Here is a 25,880-nt window from a genome sequence, read left to right as displayed (position 1 = left end):
ATACATGAACAATATAAATATTCTTTGGGTTGACGACGAAATCGATTTATTAAAACCTCATATTATCTTTTTAGAACAAAAAAACTACAAGGTAACGACATGCAAAAGTGGTACAGAAGCACTTGAAATTTTAGACGATACAAATTTTGATATTGTTTTTTTAGACGAAAACATGCCTGGACTTACGGGGTTAGAGACTTTAAATGAAATTAAAGAAAAAAGAGATACACTTCCTGTGGTAATGATTACCAAAAGTGAGGAGGAATATATCATGGAAGAAGCTATTGGGAATAAAATAGCAGATTACTTAATTAAACCAGTAAATCCTAACCAGATATTATTAAGTTTAAAAAAGAATTTAGATCATTCTAGGTTAATTTCTGAAAAAACAACTTCTAATTACCAGCAAGAGTTTAGAAAAATTGCGATGGATTTATCTATGGTAAATACTTTTGAAGAATGGGCCGCTTTATACCAAAAACTGGTTTATTGGGAAATTCAACTAGAAGATATTGAAGATATTGGAATGTTTGAAATTCTAGAATCGCAAAAAAACGAAGCCAACACGCAGTTTGGCAAGTTTATAGATAAAAATTATCCGACTTGGTTTGAAGCAAATACAGACGCTCCTATTATGTCGCATACTTTATTTAAAGAAAAAATTGCTCCAGAAATAAGTAAAGAGCAACCAACTCTTTTAGTAGTAATCGATAATTTACGTTTAGACCAATGGAAAGCTTTTGAGCCTATTGTAAATAACTACTACAAAAAAGAAAAAGAATTTCCTTTCTACAGCATTTTGCCAACAGCAACGCAATATGCTCGAAACGCCATCTTTTCTGGGTTAATGCCAAGTGATATGGAAAAACTATATCCTGATTACTGGAAGAATGATACAGATGAAGGCGGTAAAAACTTACACGAAGCAGATTTTTTAAGAGAACAATTAAAACGCTTAGGCTTATCTCACCTTAAACATGAATACTATAAGATTACCAATTTAAAGAATGGTAAAAAACTTGTAGATAATTTTAAAGGACTTAAAGATAATGACCTTACTGTTGTGGTATATAATTTTGTAGATATGCTTTCACACTCTAAAACAGAAATGGATGTTGTTAAAGAATTAGCGTCAAATGATAAAGCGTATAGATCTTTAACGCAAAGTTGGTTTAAAAACTCTCCTTTATTAGAAATGATACAGCAAGCACAACAATTGGGCTTTAAATTAATACTTACTACAGATCATGGTACTATTAATGTAAAAAACCCTTCACGAGTTGTTGGAGATAGAGACACTAGTTTAAATTTAAGATACAAAACCGGTAGAAGTTTAACGTATGAAGACAAAGATGTTTTAGTTGCAAAAGACCCAAAAAGCATCCATTTACCTTCTCTTTCTATGAGTAGTTCATTTATCTTTGCAAAAAGTGATTTGTTTTTTGCGTACCCTAATAACTATAACCATTATGTTAGTTATTTTAGAAATACGTATCAACATGGAGGTGTTTCTTTGGAAGAAATGATCATTCCGTTTGTGGTATTAAACCCGAAGTAGGGATAGACGTAATGCATTAAATACCGACGAAATACACAAAAATTAGTTTTTTAAGATATATTTATGTATAATTGTAGTATTAATTTAAGATAGATTTGGAATTAAATTACACCATTAATGATCTAGATAAGGTTGTTAGCACACTATTAAGTAATAGTGATAGTAAAATTATTTTATTTCATGGTACCATGGGTGTTGGTAAAACAACACTCATTAAGGCTTTAGTAAAAGCTATTGGTAGCACTGATGAAGTTCAAAGTCCGACCTATTCCTTAGTTAACGAGTATCAAGCAAGTACATCGCGTATTTTTCATTTTGATTTATACCGAGTAAATGAGATTGATGAGCTTTATAATATTGGCTTTGAAGAATATTTACAAGAAAACCATTGGGTTTTTATAGAATGGCCAGAATTAGCGATAGATTTTATTCCTGAAAATGCAACAAATGTGTTTTTAGAAATAAATGAAAATGAAAGTAGAAAGATTACCATAAAATAACTGGAACTAAAAAAATAAAACAAAAAAGTAAGCAAAATCCTACATATTTTTTATAACACAACCCTTTTTTACGGTATAACCGTAAGCCTAAAAGCGAAAAATCTTAATTTTAACATAATTTTAACATTTAACGCAAAATAGAAATATTGTGTTTATATAATTTCGAGGTATTAATTAATTTAATCCCTTATAATTATGAAAACTAAAAAGTATTTAATGGCAATCGCTATTTTTGGAGGAGTTTTATTTACAGCTCAAGCAACAAATCTTTTAAATATCGATGGAACAACCACAACAAAAATTGAAAAAAACAGAATTAAAGTCCCAGGACAAGGTAGATAGTGGTGTAATATTAGGTAGCGTTATTGCTACTTTAATAGCGGCTACGCCATTTATTTTTAATTTATATGAAAGTGTTCCAGATGTTAAAGTTTGGGACACTTACTTTTTCACATATAGTAGTGACTATTACGAAAGTATTTTTGTTTTAGCATGGACATTAGCAGGAAAGGTTGTTCCTCTATTTTTAATTGTTATTTGGTTTTTTACTTGTAGACACTGGTGGTATCATGCTCTGCTCATTCCTATAGCAATGTTTACTTACCAAATAATGATAGTACTTAATGACGACTTATCATATACAGATCAACATGAATTAATAGTACTTCTTCCTGTCATGGCAATAATAATCCCTTCCATTTATTTAATAAGAGCCAAGATGTTTGATAAATTAACCACTGCAAATAAAACCTTAGAAGATCTGGAAGCAGAATTTACAGTAAGACCTAAAACCCTTTGGGGGAAAGTAAAACAGTATTTTTAAAATTCATTTTATTTATACAATACTCTTAATTACTAAAAAAACAAAACACTCATAGTCAATCACTTGAAGTGTTTTGTTTTTTATTTTAGATAACACCCACCTCCTATTCTATGCTCTTTTCTAAAGCATGGACTTTCTCTATTTAATATTACCATACTAACAATTACATCTTTATTTGTATATTTATAGAATATTTTCTTCGTTAAAAAATATTAAATAAGAGAAATGAGCAAAACAATTAACAGGATAATGCTGGTTATTAAGCATTTAGGAATTAGTGCGAGACAATTTGATATTTCTATTGGCACTGCTAATGGTTATATTTTGCGTATGCAAAAAAACAACGCATCTGTTGGTAGTGATGTTATTGAGCGAATTGTAGAGTTGTATCCACAAATAAATTTAGTTTGGCTAATTACTGGACAAGGAGATATGTTGCTAGAAAATTCTAAAAAAGAAACTAGTAAAACGAACCATGAGATCGAGCAATATATAAACGAAAGGTTGAGTGAAAAATGGAGTGCTGAAAAAAAACAACTCTTAGATGAAATTTTAAAGGAACTTAAAAGTATTGAAAAAAATTAAAAGTTATTCCTTTTGCTTACCTAATGTATAATCATCCCTTAATTTAATCAACTGTACTAAATACTCTTTTTTATCCAAATTCTCTTTTTGTTTTCTTAACGATATCAATTTAACTTTAAACTCTTTATAGTCTACCGTTTTATAATTAGAAACTTGGTTCATTAAAACATAAATTTCTTCGTCTATTTGCTTATTAATACTTTTAGACAAGGAATAATAATTAAGTTTTTTAGATAATATAAAAAGAATGATTATTAATGGTACCCACGAAATAAAGCTATAGTAAAACTTATAATCAGCTGAAATACCATTCAATTCATAACACATTCCACTTATTTTATATACTTCGACAAGCAGCGGCACTAATAAAACATACCTCCACCAATGTTTACAGGTAATAAACCACAAAATAAAAACAATAAAAAATAAAAGCTTATAACTAAAATACCAAAGTGTTGCGTTTACATCATATCCTGTCTTAGATAAATTGATATGAAAAAATCTTGTTTTCCATTCTGTTACATCTTCTGGAGCTATAGTATATAGAAAAAACAAAAAAGGAGTGATAATTATTAATAGTAAAATAAAAAGATCCTTAAAAAAACTAACTCTATTATAAATTAACGACTTTGACATACTTATAATTTAGATAATTGTTGCCTTAAAGCCAATAGCTTCTTTTTATAATCTTCTATACTAAATAGTGATTTATTTTTTTTGAGGTTTTTAAATTCTTCCGTTACCCAATCCTTATCATTCTTAACTTCTAATTCCGTTAATAAACTTTCTATTTCTGCATTCATCTCATTATTCAAGTCTAAATATTTAGAATAATAATTTATTTTTCTTGAAATAAAAATAATAAGAATAACAATTGGTATTGTAAATGGTAAACTATCTAAATATTCTATTTCATCTATAACTAATCCCGTATTAATATATATAGAACTAAACTTAAATAGTTCAATAATTAATGGTACCAAAATTACATAACGCCACCAATGTTTACAGGTAACAAACCAAATCGTTAAACTAAAAACTAACAATAGTTTAGTGCAAATGAGCCATAAATAAAATTTAGTACTCTCCAAGTCCCCTGAATCTATGACAAACCAACCTATTTCCCAAACAGTAGTATCTGGAGCTAGTTTATACAAGTAAAACAAAAACGGCAAAACCAAGATCACGAAAGCAATTACTACATCTCTGGCTTTTAATTCTTTTATATTTTTTAAAAGGTTTTTCATATCTACATATAATATTACAAAAAATAGAGGAAATTTTCTACATAAATCTTTTAATTTTTAATTTTTATATAAATTAAAATTATTCGTAATTTGACTTACCAATAAATTGGTCCAAAATATGTCTAAACCATTATCTCCTTTTACTAAGCAACAATTACTCCCACAAGAGGAAACACTTGAGATTTTTAAACAAAAAGGAAACCTTTTTATAGGTATACCAAAAGAAACCGCTTTTCAAGAAAAGCGTGTTTGCCTAACTCCAGATGCCGTTTCTGCTCTTGTTAGTAATGGTCATCGCGTTTTAATGGAAACTGGAGCTGGTGAAGGTGCAAAATTTAGCGATAAAAATTATAGTGAAGCTGGTGCTAAAATCACTAATGATACCGCAAAAGTATATGGTTGCCCAATAGTTTTAAAAGTAGAACCTCCTACTCTAGATCAAATAAATTTGATAAATCCGCAAAGCATATTAATCTCTGCGCTACAATTAAAAACACAAAACAAAAAGTATTTTGAAACCTTGGCTAGTAAACGTATTACTGCGTTAGCGTTCGAGTTTATTAGAGATGAAGATGGTTCGTATCCTGCCGTTCGATCTTTAAGTGAAATTGCAGGAACTTCTGCAGTGCTTATTGCTTCCGAATTACTAAGTAATGTTAATGAAGGTAACGGATTAATGTTTGGTAATATTAGTGGTGTTCCTCCCATTGAAGTTGTTATTATTGGCGCTGGAACTGTTGGTGAATTTGCCGCTAGAAGTGCTATCGGACTTGGAGCAAACGTAAAAGTATTTGATAATTCGATTACCAAATTACGTAGAATGCAAACCAACTTAGGAATGACTATTTACACTTCTACGCTACAACCAAAAAACTTAGCAAAAGCTTTAAAAAGATGTGATGTTGCTATTGGAGCAGTTAGAGGAAAAAATAGAGCACCAATTATTGTTACAGATGCCATGGTTGGAAACATGAAATCGGGTGCTGTTATTATAGATGTTAGTATTGATATGGGAGGATGTATAGAAACTAGTGAGGTTACTTCACATAAACATCCCACTTTTATTAAACATGGTGTAATACATTATTGTGTTCCTAATATTCCTGCTCGATTTGCTAGAACAGCCTCTATTTCCATTAGCAATATGTTTACGCCTTATCTTTTAAAAATTGCCGAAGATGGTGGTTTAGAAAATTCTTTAAGATTTGATAAGGGATTAAAAAATGGGTTGTACTTTTACCACGGAATTTTAACTAACAAATCTGTTGGTGAATGGTTCGATTTAAAACACAGCGATATCAACTTACTTATTTTTTAAATTGTGAAATTAATACAACGTATTGGCTTTTACCTTGGAGGTTTCTCTATAGGTTTAGTAATTCTAGCTTTCTTTTTAAACGGAAAAAAGGCTTCTTGTGCCTACGGTCCCGAGGCTAGAGTAATAAAAAACATAAACACAAAGACGCTACTTTATAGCGATAACGTGGATTTACTTATTTCGGATAGAAAAGTAGATAGCGCAACGATTAAAAATGCGCTTTTAAAAGGAGATGTAGATTTTAGTATGAGTAACACCAGACAAAAACCTTGTGGTATTTATACTATTGAAAGCTATATTGACGATAAAGAAGTAATACTTACAGTAGAGAATTGTGATAGTATTGCTACGCTTCAAGATATTAAATGGTAAAAAAAAAGCTTCCTAAGTATATAGGAAGCTTTTTTTATATGCAATAGAAAGACTAATTTCTAATAATTTTCTTCGTTTGTTTCTTTCCGTTAATGTTTAGAGATAAAACATAAACACCTTTTGGATAAGAAGATAAATCTAGTGTTAATGTGTTTTCATTATTCACTACATCATTTATTAAAGACCTTCCTAATATATCATGTAACTGTATTGCAGAAATAGAATTATTCTGCCCAGTAACTTTAATGTTTACTATGTTATCTGTTGGATTAGGATACACTGTTAATACATTATCTTCTATTTGATTATCGTTTACACTTAACTGTGTTTGCGGATATTCTAAAATCCAAGCTGGAGGTGCAGCATCTCCCATGATTTCATTGTTTTCCCAATTACTGGCAAATAAAATCTTTGTACCATTTCTATTTGGAACTGCCATTGCAGAGTGCATATAACCAGGATCTACATTATTGTGATGTTTCGTATAACGCTCTACAATTCCAGAATCATCCAATTTTATTGCAAATATCTCTCTAGAAGCGACATCATGACTAGTACAACATTGCTCACTTACATAAGCCCAACCTGGTCTATCTGTGTTTCTACAACTAATATGACCACCCCAAATTCCTCCAGGATATTCAAATAAATTAGTTACTCCTCCTCCATCTAGTCTTGCAGAATACACATAAGAACCTTCGTTCCATCCTTCAGGTCCGTTATAAGATACTATTACTTCATTACCATTAGCATCAACTCCTAAATCGGCATGTTCTGTATGTGAGTTAACATGTATTTCATTGTTTAAATTAATATCATACGATTTAAAACCTTGTGTAGAACCAGAACCATTATCGGCCCAACTTACTACAGCGAAGTTTCCTAATTGAGATATAGAAAACCAATCTAAATTACCATTAGACCCTACGTTTTTAGTACCAACAATTTGATCTAGTTCAATATCGTAAACGATTAAAGTTTTATCATTTCCGTTTTTACCAATTAATCCAACGTATTTATCATCGTTAGATTGGTTACCTTCTCCAAAACCAAAATCAACACTTGCATAATCACTAAATGTATTTAGTGTAACTCTTGAATTATCACTCACATTATATTTTACAAATTTGTTTCCAGAAGTACCATACATATAGTTAGGCTCTGTATTTGCCCATCTACCATAAGAAGGTATATCTCTCCAGTATAAAAAATCGAAAGTCTCACCATCTAAAATTGCTGCAGGGTAACCAGCCAACTTTATTAAAGTCCCATCTGAATTCCATGTTTGATCTTTAGCGTAATTGTGTCTTATTCTTTGGGAACTTGTACCAAAGACATTTTTATCACTAATTCTTGTAATTTTACTTCCTGATAAATTTTCAGTAAAAGATTCTAAATATTCAGGTAATGATCCAGTAGGTGCTTCGTACGATTGATAATTTACTGTTGAAAGTAAAACTCGGTCTGGATAGTTTTGGGCTTGTGCATTTAAACTAAAGGTTAAAAATGTAAACAATAGTGCTTTCTCTAAATTTCTGCTAAACAGAAACTTATTAATTAATTTTTTTCTCATTTTAGGGTTTTGCTATTAATCTTGTGCTAAATTATAATTTCATTTCATTAATCGGTTAAACTTCCAAAATATTCGACAAAATACACGTTTTTTGTAAGTTATTAATTACAAAAATGGTTATTTGTAGGCATTTATTCACTCTTAATCGATACTAAGTCAAACTGTTACGCTAACTTTGAGAAATGCAAATTAGTCTATATACGCATCAAATGGCTAATTGGATTTTTTAAATGAAAAAAAAATCAAACTTAATTATCTGGTTATCTGATTGTAAGAAAAATATGTATACACTTTATATACAAAAGAGGTATTTCATCTAATATGTATCAAGTATTAGCACTACAACCTAAAAAATTACTACTTTTATTGAGCTATTAATCAATATTAGGTATTCCTATTTTATACCTTATACTACAACTAAGAATTTCTTGGAAAGAAAAAAACTTGCTTTCATTATACCTAGCCTAAAAGTCGGGGGAGCAGAGAGAGTTGTGTCCACACTTTCAAACGAACTTTGTAATGTCTTTGATATTACCATTATTGTTTTTTATAAGTGCACACCATTCTATACCCTTAAAAGTAATATTAATGTCGTTTATTGCTTGGAAGCATATTCCCCAGAGAAAAGCTTTTTTTCATCCATTAGTACGCATTTTAAATTATTATACAAATCGTATAGCATCATAAAAAAAGAAAAAATCGATGTCATTATCGGTTTTATGACTACCGCTAATGTGTATTCGGTTATTATTTCGAAACTCACCAAAGCATCTTGTATCATAAATGAACGCGCGCATCCTAAATTAGATGATGTCAATACTACTTGGAGAAAAATCAGAAGAAAATTATATCCTTCAGCAAATAAATTAGTGCTACAAACGGATGCTGTAAAAAAGCACTACAATGATTTTATTGACGCTTCTAAAATGGAAGTAATTAACAATCCGCTTTCTGATAAGCTATTAAAACAATTAGATTCATCTATAACAAAAGAAAAATATATTTTAAGCGTAGGAAGACTAGATAACACAAAAAATCAAGAATTATTAATTAAAGCTTTTGCTAATATTAAAGCAAATGGTTGGAAAGTTAAAATTGCCGGTGATGGTATAAAAAGAGACTATCTAAAATCTTTAATTAAAAGTCTTAATAAGGAAGAGGATATTATTTTACTAGGAAATGTTTCTAATATCTCTGAATACTATAATAACGCTTCCATTTTTGTTTTTACTTCTAACAACGAAGGATTTCCTAATGCTTTAATTGAAGCGATGTGTTTTGGTGTAGCATGCATTTCTACTAATTGTGAATTTGGTCCTTCGGAACTAATTGACGATGCTGTAAACGGATTTCTTATCCCTGTTAATGACCAATTAGAATTAGAAAACAAGCTACAAACATTAATCTTAGATACAAATCTTCAGAATACATTTAGTACTAACGCAATGAAAAACACTTCAAAATTTGAAGTTGATTTTATTGGACAAAAATGGAAAGAACTAATATATAAGGTATGCGTTTAACAAATTTAATTCCTACATATAAAAAACAAGAACCAGCTAACTATAGCTATACATTTTCTGTGTTTACTCCTATTTATGATAGAGCAGATACATTAGAACGTGTTTTTAAATCTTTGAATGCGCAAACTTTTAAAGATTTTGAACTGGTTTTAATAAATGATGGTTCTAAAGATAATTCGCATGAAGTTGCATTAGAGTTAATAAAAACAGCAACGTTTCCTGTGAATTACGTTAACAATGCCACCAACAAACATAAAATGGCTTGCTTTATACAGGCCATCGAAATGGCAAAGGGGAAATTTATTTTACCTTTTGATTCGGATGATGAATGTACTGTAGATGCTTTAGAAGTATTTAAAAACGAGTATGATTCCGTTCCTCTTGAAAAACAAAAAATGATAAGTGGCGTAACCTGTTTATGTAATGACCAATTTGGTAATTTGGTTGGAGAACCTTTTAAAACTTCACCACATTATAGCAATACATTTAGACAGCAAATGGAGCAACCCAATGCTTTAGAAAAATGGGGTTTCGTTAAAACCGATATTTTAAAGAGCATTCAGATAAATAATGCTATTTTTTCTCGTGGCTATATCCCGGAAGGAATTATATGGGAGTTTATAGCCAAGCAAGGTTTTCAAACAAAATACATCAACAAAACACTACGTACTTATTATTTAGATACTATAAATGCTATATCCATTCAAAATCATGAAAAAGATGCTTTTGGAATGGCTATATATTCGTTATCCATACTAAACTGGTATTACAAAGAACATTTATTAAAAAACCCGAAGCTTTTCTTAAAACGAACGTACACCTTATTGCGAGCTTCGAGATATCTAGAATTTCATTTAAAAGAATACCAACAAGCAATTAAAAGTAATACGCTAACGATCCTTTTTACTATAGGCTGGCCTTTTAAACGATTTTTATAAGACATTGAAAAAACTCCAACTCATAGCATCCATTAAAAAGCTAATAAAAAGTCCTACTTTTATTAATATTGTAACCGTTGCAATTATTAGCATTTTTGTAAAAGGCCTAGGTTTCTATAAAGAAATTATAGTTGCTGGAACTTTTGGTTTATCCGAATTACTAGACACCTTTTTTATTGCCGCTTTATTACCTGGCTTTGTTAGCGAGGTCTTTATAAATGCTTTTAAGGCTGTATTCATTCCTAATTATATTGCCGAAAAAAAATCTACTAATAAAATAGGCGCATTTCAATCTGCTAGTTTTATTATCACCTTACTTATAGCTTTATTCTTTATTGTTATTTCTTATTTATTTACAGACGTTTTTTTAGAAACCCTGTTTAAAGGACATACGCAAGATTATTACGATTTAGTAAAAACGCAGCTATATTATTTATTGCCATGTATACTCTTTTGGGGTTTCGCCTCTTTATTAAGTGGTTTGCTAAATATTTATGACGAATTTAGATACTCTTCAATTTATCCTGTATTCACTTCTATAACGATGCTTATTTGCCTTTTCTTTTTTAAAGAACAGTTGCAAGAAAAAGTACTCGCAGTAGGAATGTTAGCTGGTAGTATAGTACAATTTTTATTTTTATTGATTGTAGCAATTAATAAAAACATCATAACGCTTAATAAACCCGATTTTTTGGCAAAAAATACGGTAACCATGTTTAAACAAGTCCCAGCAAAAGTATCGTCTGGGTTTCTAACAGGATTAATTTCTGCAACCGATCAGTTTTTTGCGGCACAATTAATAATAGGTTCTATTGCTGCATTAAACTATGGGCTTCGTATTCCCTCCTTTTTCGTAGCAATTATTGTAATGGCATTAGGAAATGTACTTCTGCCCTATTTTTCAAAACTATCTATCACTAATAGAGAAGAAGCTTTTAGATTATTATATTACATATTAAAACGATTATTTGGAGCTTTAATAATTGTATCTATAGTATTAATTTTTCTTTCCGATTTTATAATAGAATTAAGCTTCGAACGGGATGCGTTTACAGAAAAAGACACAGAAATAGTAGCAAATATTCAACGTGTATTTTTACTAGGTCTTCCATTTGCTATTTGCGAAATAATCCTTGTTCGTTTTTTAACAAGTATTAATAAAAATTCATATATGGCTTATGTCGCGTTAATATCTGTAATATTAAACATTATCTTAGATATTATTTTAATGGAATATTACGGCATTATGGGAATAGCATTATGCACCACTTTAATTCAAATTTTTAGATTCATTTCCTTTTTAAAATATACAAACAAATTAAAAAAACAGCAATTGCTAGCCCTATAAAATGAAAGAAATACTAAAGCATACTATCCTTGCATTAACCATATTAAACCTTCCTATGTTTGGTTTAATATCGTTTAATCCTGCTTTGGGATCTTTAGCTAGTGCATTATCTCTTGTAGCATTATTTCTGTACTATTTTTTTGTAAAAAAAAGCAAACCACTTCTACCTTTATTACTTCTAGGAATATTATATTATTCTATTGGAGGCTTTAGTTATTCGGGTGATTTTTCTCTTTATGTTAAAAATATATTTCGCTATTTTTTATTCATTATTTCCATTACGGAAGTAGCAAAAAACACATCCAATAAAGAAGCTTGTTTTTATTTATTTATTGGTGCAGTAAGTGTCATAATTAATGCTTTGATGTATTCGGATGAATATGGAAGATATGCTGGTCTATATGTAAACCCAAATAATGCTGGTTTAATATGTATTCTTGGCTTTACACTTACCTATACTATTACCGAAAAAAAATATAAGTTATTAGCCCAATTTATATTTACTATTGGTGGACTCGCCACCTTATCCAGGTATTTTATCCTAATGCTTGTAATAATTAATGTTGCATCTCTTTTTGCTAATAGAAAAAATGCCGTTGGTCTTTTTGCTGGAATTGTTGGGTTTATTGTGATTTTAAACACGCCTGCTTTTGAATTAAACACAAGTAGATTTGAAGCTTTAGAAAGTTTATTTTCATCTGGCGAAGTGAAAACCAAAACCATAACCAGAGAATCTAGACAAGAAACTTGGGCACTATATACCGATGATATTATGGACAACTTAATATTTGGAAAAGGATATGGTTCTATGCAAGGTATTCAATCTAGTTATGGTGTAACCAAAGTTGGGGTACATAATACCTTTTTAATGGTTTTAGGAGAAGCTGGAATACTTCCGTTTTTGCTTATCGTTATCTTTTATTTAGCGTTAATTTTTAAAAGCTTAAAGCAGTTTACAACAAATGCAGAATACTTCTATATCGCCATAGTTCTATTCACGTATTTATTAACTTCTCATAATTATTTTTACCATTATATCATCTTATTTTTTACCATTTGGCTTTATACCAAATTATATAATAATGAAATAAACTATACTTAAATTATGTGTGGAATATACGGAACAACAATAAAATATACAGATTCTCAAGTTAAAAGCAAATTAGAGAGGACAGCATTTAGAGGGCCTGACAAATTAGACTGGAAGTCTGTTGGGAAAAATCATAATTTAATTTTCGGACATAACCGCCTTGCCATAATTGACCTAGATGTAAGGTCTAATCAGCCATTTTCTTATTACCATACACATATTGTTTTTAATGGTGAGATTTATAATTTTTTAGAAATTAAAAAACAACTGCAAGACAAAGGGCATCAATTTAAAACAACTAGTGATACAGAAGTTATCTGTGCTGCTTATATAGAATATGGTGATGCCTTTGTTAGCATGCTAAATGGTATGTTTGCTTTTGTTATTTACGACGAAAAAAAACAACTTCTGTTTGGCGCTAGAGATAGAACCGGTCAGAAACCTTTTTATTATAACTTAAGTAATAATGATTTTGAATTTGCTAGTCAGATATCCTCTATTCAACTTCATAATAGCAATTTATCTATTTCTAGTCAAAGTATTTCTTATTATTTAGCGTGGGGAAATGTTCCGGATTCATATTCTATATTCAATGAAATAAAGAAACTCGATGCTGGTCATTCTTTTAATTACGATTTAACTACAAAAAAATATACGCAAAAAGAATATTGGGATATTGACTACAAAGCAGAAAATCTATTTAAAGGTTCTTATGAAGAAGCAAAAGATACACTGGAAAGCCTATTGAAAGATTCGGTTTCAAGAAGATTATTTGCCGATGTGCCTGTTGGAGTTTTCTTATCTGGAGGAATTGATTCATCTATGGTTGCGGCTCTTGCTACAAAATCTACTTCAAGTAAAATAAAAACGTTCTGTGTAAAATTTAATGAAAAAGGATTTGATGAAAGTGTTTATGCGCAACAAGTAGCAGATCACTTAAAAACAGAACACCATGTTATAGAATGTAACTACAAGGAAGGTATTGATTTAATATCCAATTTCTGTCATTATTATGATGAACCATTTGCAGATTCATCTGCTATTCCTTCTATGTTATTAGCTAAATATACCAGCCAAAACGTAAAAGTTGCTCTTTCTGGTGATGGTGGAGATGAAAGTTTCATTGGCTACCATAGATACAATTGGATAAAGAAAGGTAATTACGCAAATATGATACCTTATCCATTAAGAAAAATAGCATCTAGCCTAATTCACATGTCTCCAAATTACAGACATAAAATAATGGCTAAAGCGCTACAATTTAAATCTATAGAAGATTTGTATTTAGAAGCTCAGACAGGTTTAGACATCTCTTGGATAAATAACAACGAAAAAACCTATGACTTAAAAGAAGTAAAATACTTAAAGCATAAAAACAAAAATTTACTGGAACGCATGTCCGATTTTGATATAAAAACCTATCTAAATTGGGATATAAATACCAAAGTAGATAGAGCTTCCATGGCGTATTCTTTAGAAGCAAGAGCTCCTCTTTTAGATTATAGAGTTATAGAATTTGCTCGCTCTTTACCAACAGATTTCAAGTATTCTGGAAATAACCAAAAACGCATTTTAAAAGATGTGTTATATAAGCATGTTCCAAAAGAAATATTTGACAGAAAAAAAGCAGGATTTGCAATTCCTTTTGACGAATGGTTTAGAACAGAACTTAAAGAATATGTCTTAGATACATTAAACGAAAAAAGCTTAAAACAAATACCTAATATTAATGTAAAAAAGGTACAGCTATACATCAAACAACATATGGATGGTGAATGGAACAGGTACGCACAAATTTGGCAATTGCTAGTTTTAAAACAATGGCTAGATAATAATGGAACTGGTTATACAATACAATAATGAAAAAACAAAAGATTAAAATAACATTTGTAATTCCTTCGCTAGCTGCTGGCGGAGCAGAACGCATATTGTCTTTTGTAGCACAAAACATAGACAAAAAAATCTTTCAGCCTACCCTTTTAGTGGTTGGCTTTAAAAAAGACACTGTATATGATGTTAGCGATTTACAGGTCATTTATTTAAATAAAACGAGAGTTTTAAAAGCAGTATTTACTATTGCTAATCATTTTAGAACCCAAAAACCACAGGTTGTAGTAAGTTCTATTTTTCATTTAAATACTATTATAGCGTTCCTATCTATTGCTTTTCCTAAAATAAAATTTGCAGCTAGAGAAGCTAATGTTTTAAGTGTTCTAGCACAACATGATAAAGGAAGTAGGTTAAAAGTTTTAAAGAAACTTATAGTAAAAGCCTACACTCTTGTAGACTGCGTTATCTGTCAATCTAAAGATATGCAGAAAGACATGGTAACCAATTATGGCGTAGATATTAGTAAAACAGCCCTAATTAACAATCCAATAACTTCAAATACATCACCAAAAAAAGAAGCAAGAAATAAAGAAACACCATTGCAAATTATTACTGTTGGTAGATTAAGTAAAGAAAAAGGACACGATAGAATAATAGAAGTTTTATCTCAGTTAGCGTTCCCCTTTCATTATTTTATGATTGGAGATGGCAATGAAAAAGAAAACATCTTAAATTTAATTCGAAGTAAAGGAATTGAAAATCAAGTAACTCAGATAAATTACACGAAAAATGTTGAAGATTTTTTAAGAAAAAGTGATATCTTTTTACTCGGTTCTTATTCGGAAGGTTTTCCAAATGCATTAATAGAAAGCTGTGTGGTTGGAACACCCGTTGTTGCATTTAATGCACCAGGAGGAATTAATGAAATTATTGAAACAGGAAAGAATGGTTTTATTGTGAATACGGTTGATGAGTGTGTTACTGAGTTAACAAAACTTAACCAGAATTTTTCTTTTTCACCTGATGCTGTAAATCATGTGGTGACTAGTAAATTTAACAGTGAAAAAATCATCAGTCAATACGAAGAATTATTTATTAAACTAACCCCAAACTATGCTATTTAACTCGATAGAATATTTAATCTTTTTCCCTACAGTTTTCATTCTGTATTGGCTATTAAATAAAGATCTAAAAAAGCAGAACTTATTATTACTAGTTGCTAGTTATTTCTTTTATGCCTATTGGGATTGGACTTTCTTGTCCTTAATAATTTATAGTTCATTTATAGATTATTATATAGGAATTAAAATTTATGAAACCGATTCGGTAAAAGCGAAAAAAAATTGGCTACGACTAAGTTTAGTATCTAATCTAGGACTTTTAGCTGCCTTTAAATATTTCAACTTTTTTACGGAAAGTTTTGCAGAAATGATGCTCCTTTTCGGTTGGCAAGTAGATGCAATAACATTAAATATTATACTTCCTGTTGGTATCAGTTTTTACACGTTTCAAACCTTAAGCTACACCATAGATATTTACAGAGGCAACTTTAAACCTACAAAAGATATTATAGCCTTTTTTACTTTTGTTAGTTTGTTTCCGCAATTAGTAGCAGGTCCAATTGAAAGAGCCTCTAACCTATTACCACAAATTGAAAAAGTAAGAAAGTTTAAACAAAAATGGTTTCACGATGGTATTTTTCAAATCACGGTTGGACTATTCCGAAAAGTAGTTATTGCAGATAATTTAGGTATCTATGTAGATTCCATATATGCAAGTCCAGATGTGCACAATTCCAGCACATTGCTACTCGCTACTGTATTTTATGCCTATCAAATTTATTTTGATTTTGCTGGATATTCAGACATTGCAATTGGTAGTGCAAAACTTTTAGGTTTCAAATTTAATCAAAACTTTAAACTGCCATACTTTTCAAACTCCATCGCAGATATATGGCAACGATGGCACATATCACTATCCTCATGGTTACGGGATTATTTGTATTATTCTTTAGGCGGAAGTCGTGGCTCAGCAATTTTCACCTTTAGAAATCTAATGATCACAATGATAATTGGCGGACTATGGCATGGTAACACCTGGAATTTCGCTATTTGGGGAGCCATTCATGGTTTATTACTTGTTGGTGAAAAAATTATATTTTTAACGCTAAAAATTAAAAATGCTGGTTGGATTGGTTATATCTACCCTTTTTGTGTGGTACTACTTTCTTGGGTCTTTTTTAGAGCGCAAGATTTTGAAACCGCAATTCAAATAATAAAAAAGTTAATATTCTTCGAATTTAAAATCCCTTTTGTTGGAGATATTAATGCTATTGTAACCGGATTAGCGATGCTTGCTATTGGTATGTCTTTTGACCTGTATTTATTCAAAACAGATAAAGATTTAGAAACTTTAGGTCGCACATTTAGTCCGTTAAAACTAGGTGTTATCGTTTCGGCCATAATACTACTTACTAGTTTGTTTTACTCAACGTCTAACAATTTTATTTATTTTCAATTTTAAAGGTTATGAATAAAAAACAACTCATAAAATCATTAAAACTTATCGCTTTCATTGTCGTGGTGTCTTATGTTGTAGATAAAATCGTTTATTATTCTATAACCAAAATTAGCGACACGGTTTACTCTGGTCAAGCTATTGGTAAATTAAACCACTATTTATCTATAAAAGACACTACCAAGTTAATTGTATTTGGTAGCTCAAGAGCAAATCACCATATAGATGTTAAAAAATTAGACGCTTCCAGTTTTAATATGGGAGTCGATGGTAAATTTATAGCATATAGTGCAACACTTATAAAACTGCTTCCAAAAGATCTTAAGCAAACGGTTATTCTTCAAATAGATCCAGATGTCGCTTACAGAGAAGTTTATAATAGACTAGAAACAAAAACCTTAATGGTTAAATATCATTCCAATCCTATAATAAAAGAAGAACTTGACAGAGCAGAATTAACTACTCCTTTTCAAAAATTTTATTGGTGTATCGATTATAATGGTTTGGCTTTAGGAATTCTTAAAAATGCCATTTTTCCAAAATATGATTTAGATACCTATTATGGTTATGATCCCATGGAAGTCCACAGTACGCAAAAAGAAATATTTAAAAACATCCTAGAACGTAATGATTCTATTGTTTGTAATACAAACTTAAAAATCAATCCGTTATTTAATAGCTATTTAAAAGAAGTAGAATCCTTTTGTACTGCGAATAATAAAAAGCTAATTACCATTACTACTCCTATTTACATTGATAAATGTCCTGAGGATAACATGGCATTAAAAAAAACATTAGAAGATTTAAATATTGAATATCATGATTATACCAATTTCTTTAAAGACAACAAACATTTAGATTATTGGGTAGATATTGCACACATGTCTAATAAAGGTGCAGAAGCTTTCTCGGAAGCATTAAGTAAAGATTTAAATATATATGACGAATAAAAAACAAATAGCATTATTTGCTGCATTTATTGGTTTTAGCGGTACAGAACGCGTGGTTTGCAGACTTGTAAATGAGCTTGTAAAGTACTATGATGTAACCTTAGTGCTCATGTTTAATACCGTTGACTTACCTATACATAAAGACGTTAATGTGATTTGCATCTCTAAAAAAAGTCAGCATTACAATAATTCCTCATGGTCTAAATTAAGCACTTTTTTATATAGCGCTTTGCAGTATTCAAAAATCTTAAAGGAAAATGAAATAGACATTAGTATTTCGTTTTTAATTAAACAAAATATTATAAATGGTTTTACTAAAATAAGAAACCCCAAACTAATAACTATAGTTAGTGAACGTTGTTTTCCTTCTAAAACCTACGGTGCCTTTGGAAAAAAATTGGTAAACTATTTTTACAATAAAAACAATGCTTTATTCTCCAATTCCATTCACATAAATAAAGATTTACAAGATAATTTTGGTGTTAAAATACCAGCTCATGTACTTTACAATCCTATTTACACACTAGAAGAAAAACCTGATTTCCTTAACAATCCAGAAGAAAACAAACCTTTTGAAATTGTTGCTGTTGGCAGATTAAACCCTGTTAAAAATTACAACAGCTTAATAGAAAGCATACCACTCATTAAAGATAAAGTACGTTTAAATATATATGGTGCAGGTGTTTTAGAGGAAGAATTAAAATCCCTTTCTACTACTTTAAACCTTAATGAAATAGTTTCTTTTAAAGGAAACAGTAGCGAAATAGATCAAGAAATACTAAAACATCATTGTTTGGTATTAACTTCTCTTTCTGAAGGGTTTCCAAACGTTATTCTAGAAGCCATGTCGCTTGGAGTTCCTGTAATTGCAACCAATTGCAAGTCTGGTCCTTTAGAGTTATTAAATGATAACGAACACATACAAATTGAAGAAGGAAGCTTTTCTAAAGCAAAATACGGACTATTAGTAAATGTAGATGACAACAAAGGTTTAGCAAAAGCAATTACCTATTATCAAAACAACGAAGAAGCGCGAAAAAAATATAGCGATTTAAGTTTTGAAAAAGCAAAACAGTACGATATTTCTGAAATAGGAAAGCAAACAAAAAATTTAATAGATATGTATTTATGTGCGGAATAAATGGCTTAATCAGTAAAAACAGAAGCCTTGACGATGTAAACAATACATTGAAAAAAATGAATGAACTCATCTATCATCGTGGCCCAGATGAAGATGGTTTTTGTGTTGAAAATCAAGGCCCAGCAACGGTTGCTATGGCAATGCGAAGGCTTTCTATTATTGACTTAAGCACCGGAAAACAACCTATTTATAATGACGACAAAAGCATTGTTATTGTATTTAATGGCGAAATTTATAACTACCAAAAATTAAAACAGCAATTAGAAAATCAAGGTGTTACTTTTAAAACCAAAAGCGATACTGAAGTCATTTTAAAACTCTACGAAGCTAAAGGTGAAAGCAGTTTTGCTGATTTAGACGGCATGTTTGCTTTTAGTATTTATGACAAAAACCGAAACAAAGTATTTATTACTCGTGATTTTTTTGGCGAAAAACCATTGTATTACCACCAAAACGAAGATAATTTCTTTTGGGCTTCGGAGTTGAAATCGATTACAAATAATCTAGATACAAAACCTGAAATTTCTAAAGAAGGGCTAAACCTATATTTCAGACTCACCTACACTCCTGCTCCTTTTACCATTTATGAGCACATTTTTAAATTGGAAGCCAATCATTATATTACTTATGATCTAGAAGTAGATAGTTTTGAAATACATCCAATAAGTACTGTAAAAAACGAAAAGCAGGATATCGCTTTCGCGGAAGCAAAAAAGGAATTAAAAAACCGAATGCTTCAAAGCATAGAAAGTCGCTCGATTAGTGATGTTCCGCTTGGCACATTTCTTTCCGGAGGTGTAGATTCTTCCATTGTGAGCTTAGGACTATCACAAATGAACAATCAAAAAATCGATACCTTTTCTATTGGATTCGATAAAGCTTCGTTTGATGAAACTGACAAGTCGAAACTAGTAGCCAAAATGATTAATAGTAATCATCATGAGTTTATTATTTCAGAAAAAGACATTGAAAAGAACATTCATGAAATTCTTTTAAATTTCGATGAACCTTTTGCCGATTCTTCCGCATTACCAACCTATTTGGTAGCTAACAAAACACGAGATTTTGTAAAGGTAGCGTTAACAGGAGATGGTGGCGACGAAGTTTTTGGCGGTTATAACAAATATTATATTGGTAAATTAAACAGTAAATATACAAGCGTGGTTCCTGCGTTTTTACATAATGCTTCCAAAAGCGTTTTAAACAAATTACTAACAACAAAAGATGATAATAGAGGGAAACGTTTTAAGCTTAAAAAGTTTGTAAACGCCATAAACTATAACAATGAGCATTACTGGAATATCATTTCACTAGGATTTTCTAACGATACCGAAAAGCTTTTAAAAACAGACCGCATACAACCTAATGTATTTAGTTACTACAAAGAAAAGACTAACATAAAACAACCAAAAACGGTTCATGAATATCGCGAGATAGACAGACACATAAGTTTAGAAGGCGACATGTTGGTTAAAGTAGACCGAACAAGTATGCTAAACTCACTAGAATGCAGAGCGCCTTTTTTAAACAAATCGCTTTGGGAATTTGCCAATAGCTTACCAGAAGACTATTTACTAAAAGGTTTTAGTAAAAAACATATTTTAAAAGAAGCTTTTAAAGAGGAGTTCCCGGAAGGTTTCTTAGAGAAATCTAAAAAAGGGTTTGTAGTTCCTGTTGGCGATTGGTTGCGTTCTGGATTAAAAAAAGAACTAGAAAGCTATATAGAAACCAAATTTTTAGAAGACCAAAATCTATTTAACATCGATTATATTAAGCAATTAATAAATAACCATTTAACTGGCAAAGAAGACAATAGTTATAAGGTTTGGACGTATTATACGTTTCAGAAATGGTATGTGAATTTGTATATCTAAGAAACCTTAGTTTTATGCAACTTCAATAACTTCCCAAAGTCTGCATCATAGTGTTCTGGAGTAAAAGCACCACAGCCAGATTCTGCATGAAAGGTTAATTCTCCAAAATAAATTTTATCGTTTACATGGTAAAAATCAACTCTTATGTAACAAAAATCTTTAGCAAAAGTTTCACCTAAAGCAATCATTTTTTCATACAGCTTCGGTTTTTTCACTTCCCCTCCTGTTTCGTAAATCCATTGTAAATCCATTAAGTTCCAATCTGCATCATACAAATTTCGTTTATGGTTCTTTTCTCGATCTATATCTACTTGCGTAAAAACGAGCTTTCCATTAAAATAATGCATTTTATAATCAAATGGAATTTCACCACTTTTGTCCATTAACAATTCCTCGACAACAACTCTACGTTCAATATTTTTATATTGCCACTCTTTATATCTGTAATAGTAATTAATACTTAAAAACTTAGATAAAGTGTTTTGTACGTTAATCCAATTGTGCTGGCTTTTATCTCTAACAATAATACCACCAGAACTATCATGATTGGTTTTTAGAATAAAAGGATAATCTGGTAAATTTTCTGGAATAATCTCTCTAACATTCTTAGTTTCCATTATTAAAGGAATAAGATACGCTTCGCCAATTTTTTCTTTCACATATTCCCGAACCTTGTACTTATCTGCAGCAATAGTATGTAAAGGCGTTCTGTCGTTAAGTTTTAACCATTGTAGTTTTTCGTTAAAAGTCTGCGGATTTTCTAAATTTGGAACATAACCCAAATTTGTTATAAACTCCCTTTTTATAACGGTTTCATCTGCAACTAAAGCATAACGTAAATATTCATATACATTTTTAAATGGCTGAATAACAGCAAAACCCAATCTTGTATTATGATATATATTAGATATAAATTGCTTCATATTACGATTCTGTTTTATTATTTTCTTGAATCCAGCTTTTAGGACATAAATACTTAGCAATCTTTAACATAAATAGCGTTTTATCTATTCTAATGTAAAACAAATTTCAGTAAACAAAAAACTTATCTTATTTTAGTTGTAAATTTAATCTATGAATAAAAAAATCTGTCTTGTTGGTGGCGAAGATGTGCATAAACGCATCTCCCTATCTAGCTATCTTAAAGAAGCAGGTTTTGATGTAACCATAATAGGAACAAGCTCTCGTAAATTCCCAGATTACATTCGTTATGTACCTTATAATTTAGTACGGCACTTCTCTCCTATTGCAGACAGAAAAACATTAAAATGGTACAAGACTTTTTTTGCGGAAAATGAATTTGATGTCATTCATACCTTTGATACCAAACCCGCTTTTTTATTACCAATAGCATTAAAAAAAACAAAAACACCAATAACAAGAACGGTAACAGGATTAGGAACAATCTTCATGTCTAATAGTTTGTCTAGCTTCTTTTTAAGGAAGGTTTATTACATGCTTCATAGAAGTGTAAAACACCGTATTTTTAAAACTATTTTTCAAAATTACGACGATAAAAATTTATATAAATCTCACGGATTAATAACCGATACTAACTTCGGACTTATTTTTAGTAGCGGGATAGAATTAAAAAATATTCATAAAACCGCAAAGCGAAATAATACACCTTTTACCTTTATTTGTGTTGCGCGATTGGTTTACGAAAAAGGAATTATTAATCTTTTAGAAGCAGCTAGAATTTGTAAAGACAAAGGACATACTTTTAAAATACTACTTGTTGGTCCTTTAGAAGAAAACAGCAAACGACTGAATCAAGACATATTAGACCAATACAAAGATATTGTAGATATACTAGGAAGCAGAAATGATGTTTTTGATCTTCTTTTAACTTCGGATGCCTTTGTATTACCAACCTTTAGAGAAGGTTTCGCAAGAGTATTATTAGAAGCTGCAGCAGTTGGATTACCAATGATTGCTACAAACGTTACCGGAGTTAGAGAATTTGCTAGACACGAAAAAGAAGCATTACTAGTGGAAGTAAAAAACTCGGAACAACTAGCAAATGCTATGATTCGACTAGCTACCAACACCGATTTAGCCAATGAATTAGCCGAAAACGCATTAAAACACGTTGAAAAGTTTAGTTTAGAAAATGTTTCTAAACAATATATTAATATCTTTAACCAAGCTATTAATCATAAAATATAACGAAAATGAAAATCCCATTTTCTCCTCCTTACATTAGTGATAATGTAATCAAAGAAGTTACAGATGCCTTAGAATCCGGATGGATTACCACAGGACCAAAAGTAAAACGATTAGAAGAACTTGTTTGTCAATACACAAAAGCGCCTAACGCACTTGGTGTAAACTCTGCAACTTCTGGTTTAATGTTAGCCCTAAAATGGTTTGGTATTGGCGAAGGTGACGAAGTCATTATTCCCGCTTACACCTATGCTGCAACAGCTTTAGCAGTTATTCATGTTGGCGCAACTCCAATAATGGTGGATATTGAAGACGATTTTAATATTTCGTTAAAAGCTATTAAGAACGCTATAACAGAAGATACAAAAGCCATCATCCCAGTAGACATTGCTGGTTGGCCTTGTGATTATGACGCTATTAATCATTTAGTAGATAATACTAGAGATTTATTTCAACCCACACACGAAAACCAAGAAAAGCTTGGAAGAATTGTAGTAATAGCAGATGCTGCTCATGCAATTGGAGCGCAATATAAAAACAAGTTTGTTGGCGAAACTACAGATATAACCGTGTTTTCATTTCATGCAGTAAAAAATGTTACGACTGCCGAAGGTGGCGCCATTTGCTTAAACCTACCTAAACCTTTTGTTAACCAAGAAGAATATAACTACTTACGTTGTTTCTCTTTAAACGGACAAACAAAAGATGCGTTTACAAAATCTAAAGCTGGTGGTTGGAGATACGATATTATTTATCCTGGATTAAAAATGAATCTTCCAGATTTACTTGCCGCTGTTGGTGTAGCGCAGTTACCCGAATATTTTGAAACTATTTTAGGAAAACGAAAAGAAATCTTTACATTTTACCAAGAGTATTTTGCAGCCAAAGAATGGGCAGTCTTACCGCCTTTTCAAAACGATGAAAAAATATCTTCTTGTCATTTGTATGCTTTGCGAATTAAAGATGCTTCCGAAGCACAACGCGATGCTATTATAGATAAGATTTCTGCAAACGGTGTTGCTGTCAATGTACACTTTCAACCATTGCCGTTATTGACTTTGTTTAAATCTTATGGTTATAAAATAGAAGATTATCCAAAAGCCTTTAATAATTACAAAGCAGAAATATCTTTACCTATTTATCCGCAGTTAACAGAAGAAGAATTACATTATATTGTAGCCACAATTGCAAATGCTGTAGAAACCACAATATGATAAAAAGAGTATTTGATTTATTTTTTTCTCTATTAGGATTAACAATACTCCTACCAATATTAGTGGTAATTGCTGTTTTAATCCAATTAGAATCTAAAGGCTCCATTTTTTACAGACAAACAAGAGTTGGTAAAAATAGTCAAGATTTCAAGATTTTTAAATTTAGAACCATGTTTGTAGGATCCGACAAAAAAGGACTATTAACCCTAGGTGACAACGATTCTAGAGTAACAAAAGTTGGTTATTTCCTGCGAAAATATAAGCTAGACGAAATGCCACAACTCATAAACGTTTTACAAGGTACCATGAGTTTTGTTGGCCCGAGACCAGAAGTTCGCAAATATGTAGATCATTATTCTAAAGATGATTTACAAATACTTCAAGTAAAACCAGGTATTACAGACTATGCTTCTATTGCATTTAGAGACGAAGCAGAACTCTTAAAGGATACAGATAATCCCGAAAAGCTTTATATTGAAGATATTATGCCGAAAAAAATCGCACTAAACAAGAAGTATATTGCTAATCCTTCGGTATTTACGGATGTTAAAATTATTCTGAAGACATTTCAAACCATAATAAAATGAAACTAAACCAAGGGCATTTAGTCATCTCTTTAGACTTCGAATTATTTTGGGGTGTTTTTGATGTTCGTACGCTTGAAAGTTACAAATCACAATTAGAAAAGGTTTCCGAAATTGTTCCAAGATTATTACAACTAAGTGACACCTACAACATCAAACTAACCTTTGCTACTGTTGGGTTTCTATTAGCAAAAAACAAAGAAGAATTACTTCAGTATAGCCCAAAAAAGAAACCGAGTTATAGCGATGCTAATTTTAGTCCGTATAGATTGTATGATGCTATTGGTAACAACGAAACCAAAGATCCTTATCATTACGCAACGTCATTAGTAGAACAAATTAAGCAAAATGACAATCACGAAATAGGAAGCCATACTTTTTGTCATTACTACTGCAACGAAGCAGGACAAACAGAAGAACAATTTGAAGCAGACTTGCTAGCCACTATAAACATTGGGAAACAACAAGATATCCCTATAAAAAGTATTGTTTTTCCTAGAAACCAAATAAACGAAAGCTACATTAAAGTTTGTGCAAAACATGGCATCCTAAGCTATCGAGGGATTGAAAACCACTGGATGTACAATACCAAAGACACCAAACAACTAGGAAACACCAAACATAGAATATTTAGATTACTAGACGCGTACCTCAATATATCTGGACATAATACGCATGAGTTACAAATGCATCATGGATAGTAAACATCGCATCTAGTAGATTTCTAAG

At 30.8% G+C, this 25,880-nt stretch carries 25 protein-coding genes; 21 read left to right on the top strand and 4 right to left on the bottom strand.

Annotation, left to right across the window (positions count from 1 at the left end):
* The first annotated feature begins 4 nt into the window (after nucleotides 1–4).
* From porX to AMD28_RS13955, 5 genes are all read left to right on the top strand, one after another.
* Nucleotides 5–1,558 (top strand): T9SS response regulator signal transducer PorX, encoded by a 1,554-nt coding sequence (gene porX, locus AMD28_RS13970; protein ID WP_055444758.1) that lies wholly within the window; start codon nucleotides 5–7, stop codon nucleotides 1,556–1,558.
* 95 nt (nucleotides 1,559–1,653) lie between these two features.
* Nucleotides 1,654–2,058, top strand: coding sequence for a tRNA (adenosine(37)-N6)-threonylcarbamoyltransferase complex ATPase subunit type 1 TsaE (tsaE, locus tag AMD28_RS13965; RefSeq protein WP_055444757.1), 405 nt, complete (start codon nucleotides 1,654–1,656; stop codon nucleotides 2,056–2,058).
* A 195-nt stretch (nucleotides 2,059–2,253) separates the two neighbouring features.
* Nucleotides 2,254–2,400, top strand: a complete 147-nt coding sequence (locus AMD28_RS18730) for a hypothetical protein (RefSeq protein ID WP_162838507.1) — start codon at nucleotides 2,254–2,256, stop codon at nucleotides 2,398–2,400.
* Nucleotides 2,360–2,881: a hypothetical protein gene (locus tag AMD28_RS13960; protein ID WP_241492521.1), complete on the top strand. Its 522-nt coding sequence runs from the start codon at nucleotides 2,360–2,362 to the stop codon at nucleotides 2,879–2,881. Before AMD28_RS18730 ends, AMD28_RS13960 begins: the two co-directional genes overlap by 41 nt.
* A 225-nt stretch (nucleotides 2,882–3,106) precedes the next feature.
* Nucleotides 3,107–3,466 (top strand): hypothetical protein, encoded by a 360-nt coding sequence (locus tag AMD28_RS13955; protein WP_055444755.1) that lies wholly within the window; start codon nucleotides 3,107–3,109, stop codon nucleotides 3,464–3,466.
* A 3-nt stretch (nucleotides 3,467–3,469) separates the two neighbouring features.
* Here the strand turns inward: AMD28_RS13955 and AMD28_RS13950 are convergent, their stop codons facing one another.
* Complete coding sequence (locus AMD28_RS13950; RefSeq protein WP_055444754.1) at nucleotides 3,470–4,102, bottom strand: hypothetical protein; 633 nt, start codon at nucleotides 4,100–4,102, stop codon at nucleotides 3,470–3,472.
* 2 nt (nucleotides 4,103–4,104) lie between these two features.
* The gene (locus AMD28_RS13945; protein WP_055444753.1) at nucleotides 4,105–4,713 is read right to left on the bottom strand and encodes a hypothetical protein; all 609 of its coding nucleotides are present in this window, start codon (nucleotides 4,711–4,713) and stop codon (nucleotides 4,105–4,107) included.
* 118 nt (nucleotides 4,714–4,831) lie between these two features.
* Between AMD28_RS13945 and AMD28_RS13940 the strand changes: the two genes are divergently transcribed.
* On the top strand, nucleotides 4,832–6,031 hold the full coding sequence (locus tag AMD28_RS13940) for an alanine dehydrogenase (protein WP_055444752.1): 1,200 nt from the start codon (nucleotides 4,832–4,834) through the stop codon (nucleotides 6,029–6,031).
* Between the two features lie 3 nt (nucleotides 6,032–6,034).
* Nucleotides 6,035–6,403, top strand: a complete 369-nt coding sequence (locus tag AMD28_RS13935) for a DUF4258 domain-containing protein (protein ID WP_055444751.1) — start codon at nucleotides 6,035–6,037, stop codon at nucleotides 6,401–6,403.
* Nucleotides 6,404–6,455: 52 nt separating this feature from the next.
* Here AMD28_RS13935 and AMD28_RS13930 read toward each other — a convergent pair whose 3' ends face one another.
* Nucleotides 6,456–7,976 carry a T9SS type A sorting domain-containing protein gene (locus tag AMD28_RS13930; RefSeq protein WP_055444750.1) on the bottom strand — a complete coding sequence of 507 codons (1,521 nt, stop codon included), beginning with the start codon at nucleotides 7,974–7,976 and terminating at the stop codon, nucleotides 6,456–6,458.
* Between the two features lie 428 nt (nucleotides 7,977–8,404).
* Between AMD28_RS13930 and AMD28_RS13925 the strand changes: the two genes are divergently transcribed.
* From AMD28_RS13925 to asnB (AMD28_RS13880), 10 genes are read left to right on the top strand one after another with little or no spacing between them, the layout of a single operon-like run.
* Nucleotides 8,405–9,499 carry a glycosyltransferase family 4 protein gene (locus tag AMD28_RS13925; RefSeq protein WP_055444749.1) on the top strand — a complete coding sequence of 365 codons (1,095 nt, stop codon included), beginning with the start codon at nucleotides 8,405–8,407 and terminating at the stop codon, nucleotides 9,497–9,499.
* On the top strand, nucleotides 9,490–10,437 hold the full coding sequence (locus AMD28_RS13920; RefSeq protein ID WP_055444748.1) for a glycosyltransferase family 2 protein: 948 nt from the start codon (nucleotides 9,490–9,492) through the stop codon (nucleotides 10,435–10,437). The genes AMD28_RS13925 and AMD28_RS13920 overlap by 10 nt, the downstream gene beginning before the upstream one ends.
* A gap of 4 nt (nucleotides 10,438–10,441) precedes the next feature.
* Nucleotides 10,442–11,785 carry a murein biosynthesis integral membrane protein MurJ gene (murJ, locus tag AMD28_RS13915; protein WP_055444747.1) on the top strand — a complete coding sequence of 448 codons (1,344 nt, stop codon included), beginning with the start codon at nucleotides 10,442–10,444 and terminating at the stop codon, nucleotides 11,783–11,785.
* Nucleotide 11,786: 1 nt separating this feature from the next.
* Nucleotides 11,787–12,887 (top strand): O-antigen ligase family protein, encoded by a 1,101-nt coding sequence (locus AMD28_RS13910; protein WP_055444746.1) that lies wholly within the window; start codon nucleotides 11,787–11,789, stop codon nucleotides 12,885–12,887.
* Nucleotides 12,888–12,890: 3 nt separating this feature from the next.
* A complete protein-coding gene (gene asnB, locus AMD28_RS13905) occupies nucleotides 12,891–14,735 on the top strand; it encodes an asparagine synthase (glutamine-hydrolyzing) (RefSeq protein WP_055444745.1) in 1,845 nt (614 codons plus the stop codon).
* Entirely contained in the window at nucleotides 14,735–15,829 is a 1,095-nt protein-coding gene (locus tag AMD28_RS13900; protein ID WP_055444744.1) for a glycosyltransferase, read from the top strand. The genes asnB (AMD28_RS13905) and AMD28_RS13900 overlap by 1 nt, the downstream gene beginning before the upstream one ends.
* A complete protein-coding gene (locus AMD28_RS13895) occupies nucleotides 15,819–17,228 on the top strand; it encodes an MBOAT family O-acyltransferase (RefSeq protein WP_055444743.1) in 1,410 nt (469 codons plus the stop codon). The genes AMD28_RS13900 and AMD28_RS13895 overlap by 11 nt, the downstream gene beginning before the upstream one ends.
* Before the next feature lie 5 nt (nucleotides 17,229–17,233).
* Entirely contained in the window at nucleotides 17,234–18,172 is a 939-nt protein-coding gene (locus tag AMD28_RS13890; protein WP_055444742.1) for a hypothetical protein, read from the top strand.
* A complete protein-coding gene (locus AMD28_RS13885) occupies nucleotides 18,162–19,313 on the top strand; it encodes a glycosyltransferase (RefSeq protein ID WP_055444741.1) in 1,152 nt (383 codons plus the stop codon). Before AMD28_RS13890 ends, AMD28_RS13885 begins: the two co-directional genes overlap by 11 nt.
* Nucleotides 19,301–21,187, top strand: coding sequence for an asparagine synthase (glutamine-hydrolyzing) (gene asnB / locus AMD28_RS13880; RefSeq protein WP_055444740.1), 1,887 nt, complete (start codon nucleotides 19,301–19,303; stop codon nucleotides 21,185–21,187). Before AMD28_RS13885 ends, asnB (AMD28_RS13880) begins: the two co-directional genes overlap by 13 nt.
* Here the strand turns inward: asnB (AMD28_RS13880) and AMD28_RS13875 are convergent.
* Nucleotides 21,184–22,110: an ATP-grasp fold amidoligase family protein gene (locus AMD28_RS13875; RefSeq protein WP_055444739.1), complete on the bottom strand. Its 927-nt coding sequence runs from the start codon at nucleotides 22,108–22,110 to the stop codon at nucleotides 21,184–21,186. The genes asnB (AMD28_RS13880) and AMD28_RS13875 overlap by 4 nt on opposite strands.
* A 151-nt stretch (nucleotides 22,111–22,261) precedes the next feature.
* Between AMD28_RS13875 and AMD28_RS13870 the strand changes: the two genes are divergently transcribed.
* From AMD28_RS13870 to AMD28_RS13855, 4 genes are read left to right on the top strand one after another with little or no spacing between them, the layout of a single operon-like run.
* Entirely contained in the window at nucleotides 22,262–23,356 is a 1,095-nt protein-coding gene (locus AMD28_RS13870; protein WP_055444738.1) for a glycosyltransferase, read from the top strand.
* Nucleotides 23,357–23,361: 5 nt separating this feature from the next.
* Entirely contained in the window at nucleotides 23,362–24,567 is a 1,206-nt protein-coding gene (locus AMD28_RS13865; protein ID WP_055444737.1) for a DegT/DnrJ/EryC1/StrS family aminotransferase, read from the top strand.
* Complete coding sequence (locus AMD28_RS13860; RefSeq protein ID WP_152975617.1) at nucleotides 24,564–25,154, top strand: sugar transferase; 591 nt, start codon at nucleotides 24,564–24,566, stop codon at nucleotides 25,152–25,154. Before AMD28_RS13865 ends, AMD28_RS13860 begins: the two co-directional genes overlap by 4 nt.
* Nucleotides 25,151–25,852: a polysaccharide deacetylase family protein gene (locus tag AMD28_RS13855; RefSeq protein WP_241492520.1), complete on the top strand. Its 702-nt coding sequence runs from the start codon at nucleotides 25,151–25,153 to the stop codon at nucleotides 25,850–25,852. The genes AMD28_RS13860 and AMD28_RS13855 overlap by 4 nt, the downstream gene beginning before the upstream one ends.
* Nucleotides 25,853–25,880 lie beyond the last annotated feature (28 nt).

It is taken from the genome of Lacinutrix himadriensis (assembly GCF_001418105.1).
Classification (GTDB): Bacteria; Bacteroidota; Bacteroidia; order Flavobacteriales; family Flavobacteriaceae; genus Oceanihabitans; species Oceanihabitans himadriense.
The sequence above is the reverse complement of the archived record's forward strand: the minus strand, read 5'-3'. Positions and strand labels throughout refer to the sequence as shown.

What these genes read in the sequence shown, in the direction of transcription:
- porX (WP_055444758.1), top strand. Translation starts at nt 5, where the DNA reads ATGAACAATATAAATATTCTTTGGGTTGACGACGAAATCGATTTATTA.
- AMD28_RS18730 (WP_162838507.1), top strand. Translation starts at nt 2,254, where the DNA reads ATGAAAACTAAAAAGTATTTAATGGCAATCGCTATTTTTGGAGGAGTT.
- AMD28_RS13955 (WP_055444755.1), top strand. Translation starts at nt 3,107, where the DNA reads ATGAGCAAAACAATTAACAGGATAATGCTGGTTATTAAGCATTTAGGA.
- AMD28_RS13950 (WP_055444754.1), bottom strand. Translation starts at nt 4,102, where the DNA reads ATGTCAAAGTCGTTAATTTATAATAGAGTTAGTTTTTTTAAGGATCTT.
- AMD28_RS13945 (WP_055444753.1), bottom strand. Translation starts at nt 4,713, where the DNA reads ATGAAAAACCTTTTAAAAAATATAAAAGAATTAAAAGCCAGAGATGTA.
- AMD28_RS13940 (WP_055444752.1), top strand. Translation starts at nt 4,832, where the DNA reads ATGTCTAAACCATTATCTCCTTTTACTAAGCAACAATTACTCCCACAA.
- AMD28_RS13930 (WP_055444750.1), bottom strand. Translation starts at nt 7,976, where the DNA reads ATGAGAAAAAAATTAATTAATAAGTTTCTGTTTAGCAGAAATTTAGAG.
- AMD28_RS13920 (WP_055444748.1), top strand. Translation starts at nt 9,490, where the DNA reads ATGCGTTTAACAAATTTAATTCCTACATATAAAAAACAAGAACCAGCT.
- AMD28_RS13910 (WP_055444746.1), top strand. Translation starts at nt 11,787, where the DNA reads ATGAAAGAAATACTAAAGCATACTATCCTTGCATTAACCATATTAAAC.
- asnB (WP_055444745.1), top strand. Translation starts at nt 12,891, where the DNA reads ATGTGTGGAATATACGGAACAACAATAAAATATACAGATTCTCAAGTT.
- AMD28_RS13900 (WP_055444744.1), top strand. Translation starts at nt 14,735, where the DNA reads ATGAAAAAACAAAAGATTAAAATAACATTTGTAATTCCTTCGCTAGCT.
- AMD28_RS13895 (WP_055444743.1), top strand. Translation starts at nt 15,819, where the DNA reads ATGCTATTTAACTCGATAGAATATTTAATCTTTTTCCCTACAGTTTTC.
- AMD28_RS13890 (WP_055444742.1), top strand. Translation starts at nt 17,234, where the DNA reads ATGAATAAAAAACAACTCATAAAATCATTAAAACTTATCGCTTTCATT.
- AMD28_RS13885 (WP_055444741.1), top strand. Translation starts at nt 18,162, where the DNA reads ATGACGAATAAAAAACAAATAGCATTATTTGCTGCATTTATTGGTTTT.
- asnB (WP_055444740.1), top strand. Translation starts at nt 19,301, where the DNA reads ATGTGCGGAATAAATGGCTTAATCAGTAAAAACAGAAGCCTTGACGAT.
- AMD28_RS13875 (WP_055444739.1), bottom strand. Translation starts at nt 22,110, where the DNA reads ATGAAGCAATTTATATCTAATATATATCATAATACAAGATTGGGTTTT.
- AMD28_RS13870 (WP_055444738.1), top strand. Translation starts at nt 22,262, where the DNA reads ATGAATAAAAAAATCTGTCTTGTTGGTGGCGAAGATGTGCATAAACGC.
- AMD28_RS13865 (WP_055444737.1), top strand. Translation starts at nt 23,362, where the DNA reads ATGAAAATCCCATTTTCTCCTCCTTACATTAGTGATAATGTAATCAAA.
- AMD28_RS13860 (WP_152975617.1), top strand. Translation starts at nt 24,564, where the DNA reads ATGATAAAAAGAGTATTTGATTTATTTTTTTCTCTATTAGGATTAACA.
- AMD28_RS13855 (WP_241492520.1), top strand. Translation starts at nt 25,151, where the DNA reads ATGAAACTAAACCAAGGGCATTTAGTCATCTCTTTAGACTTCGAATTA.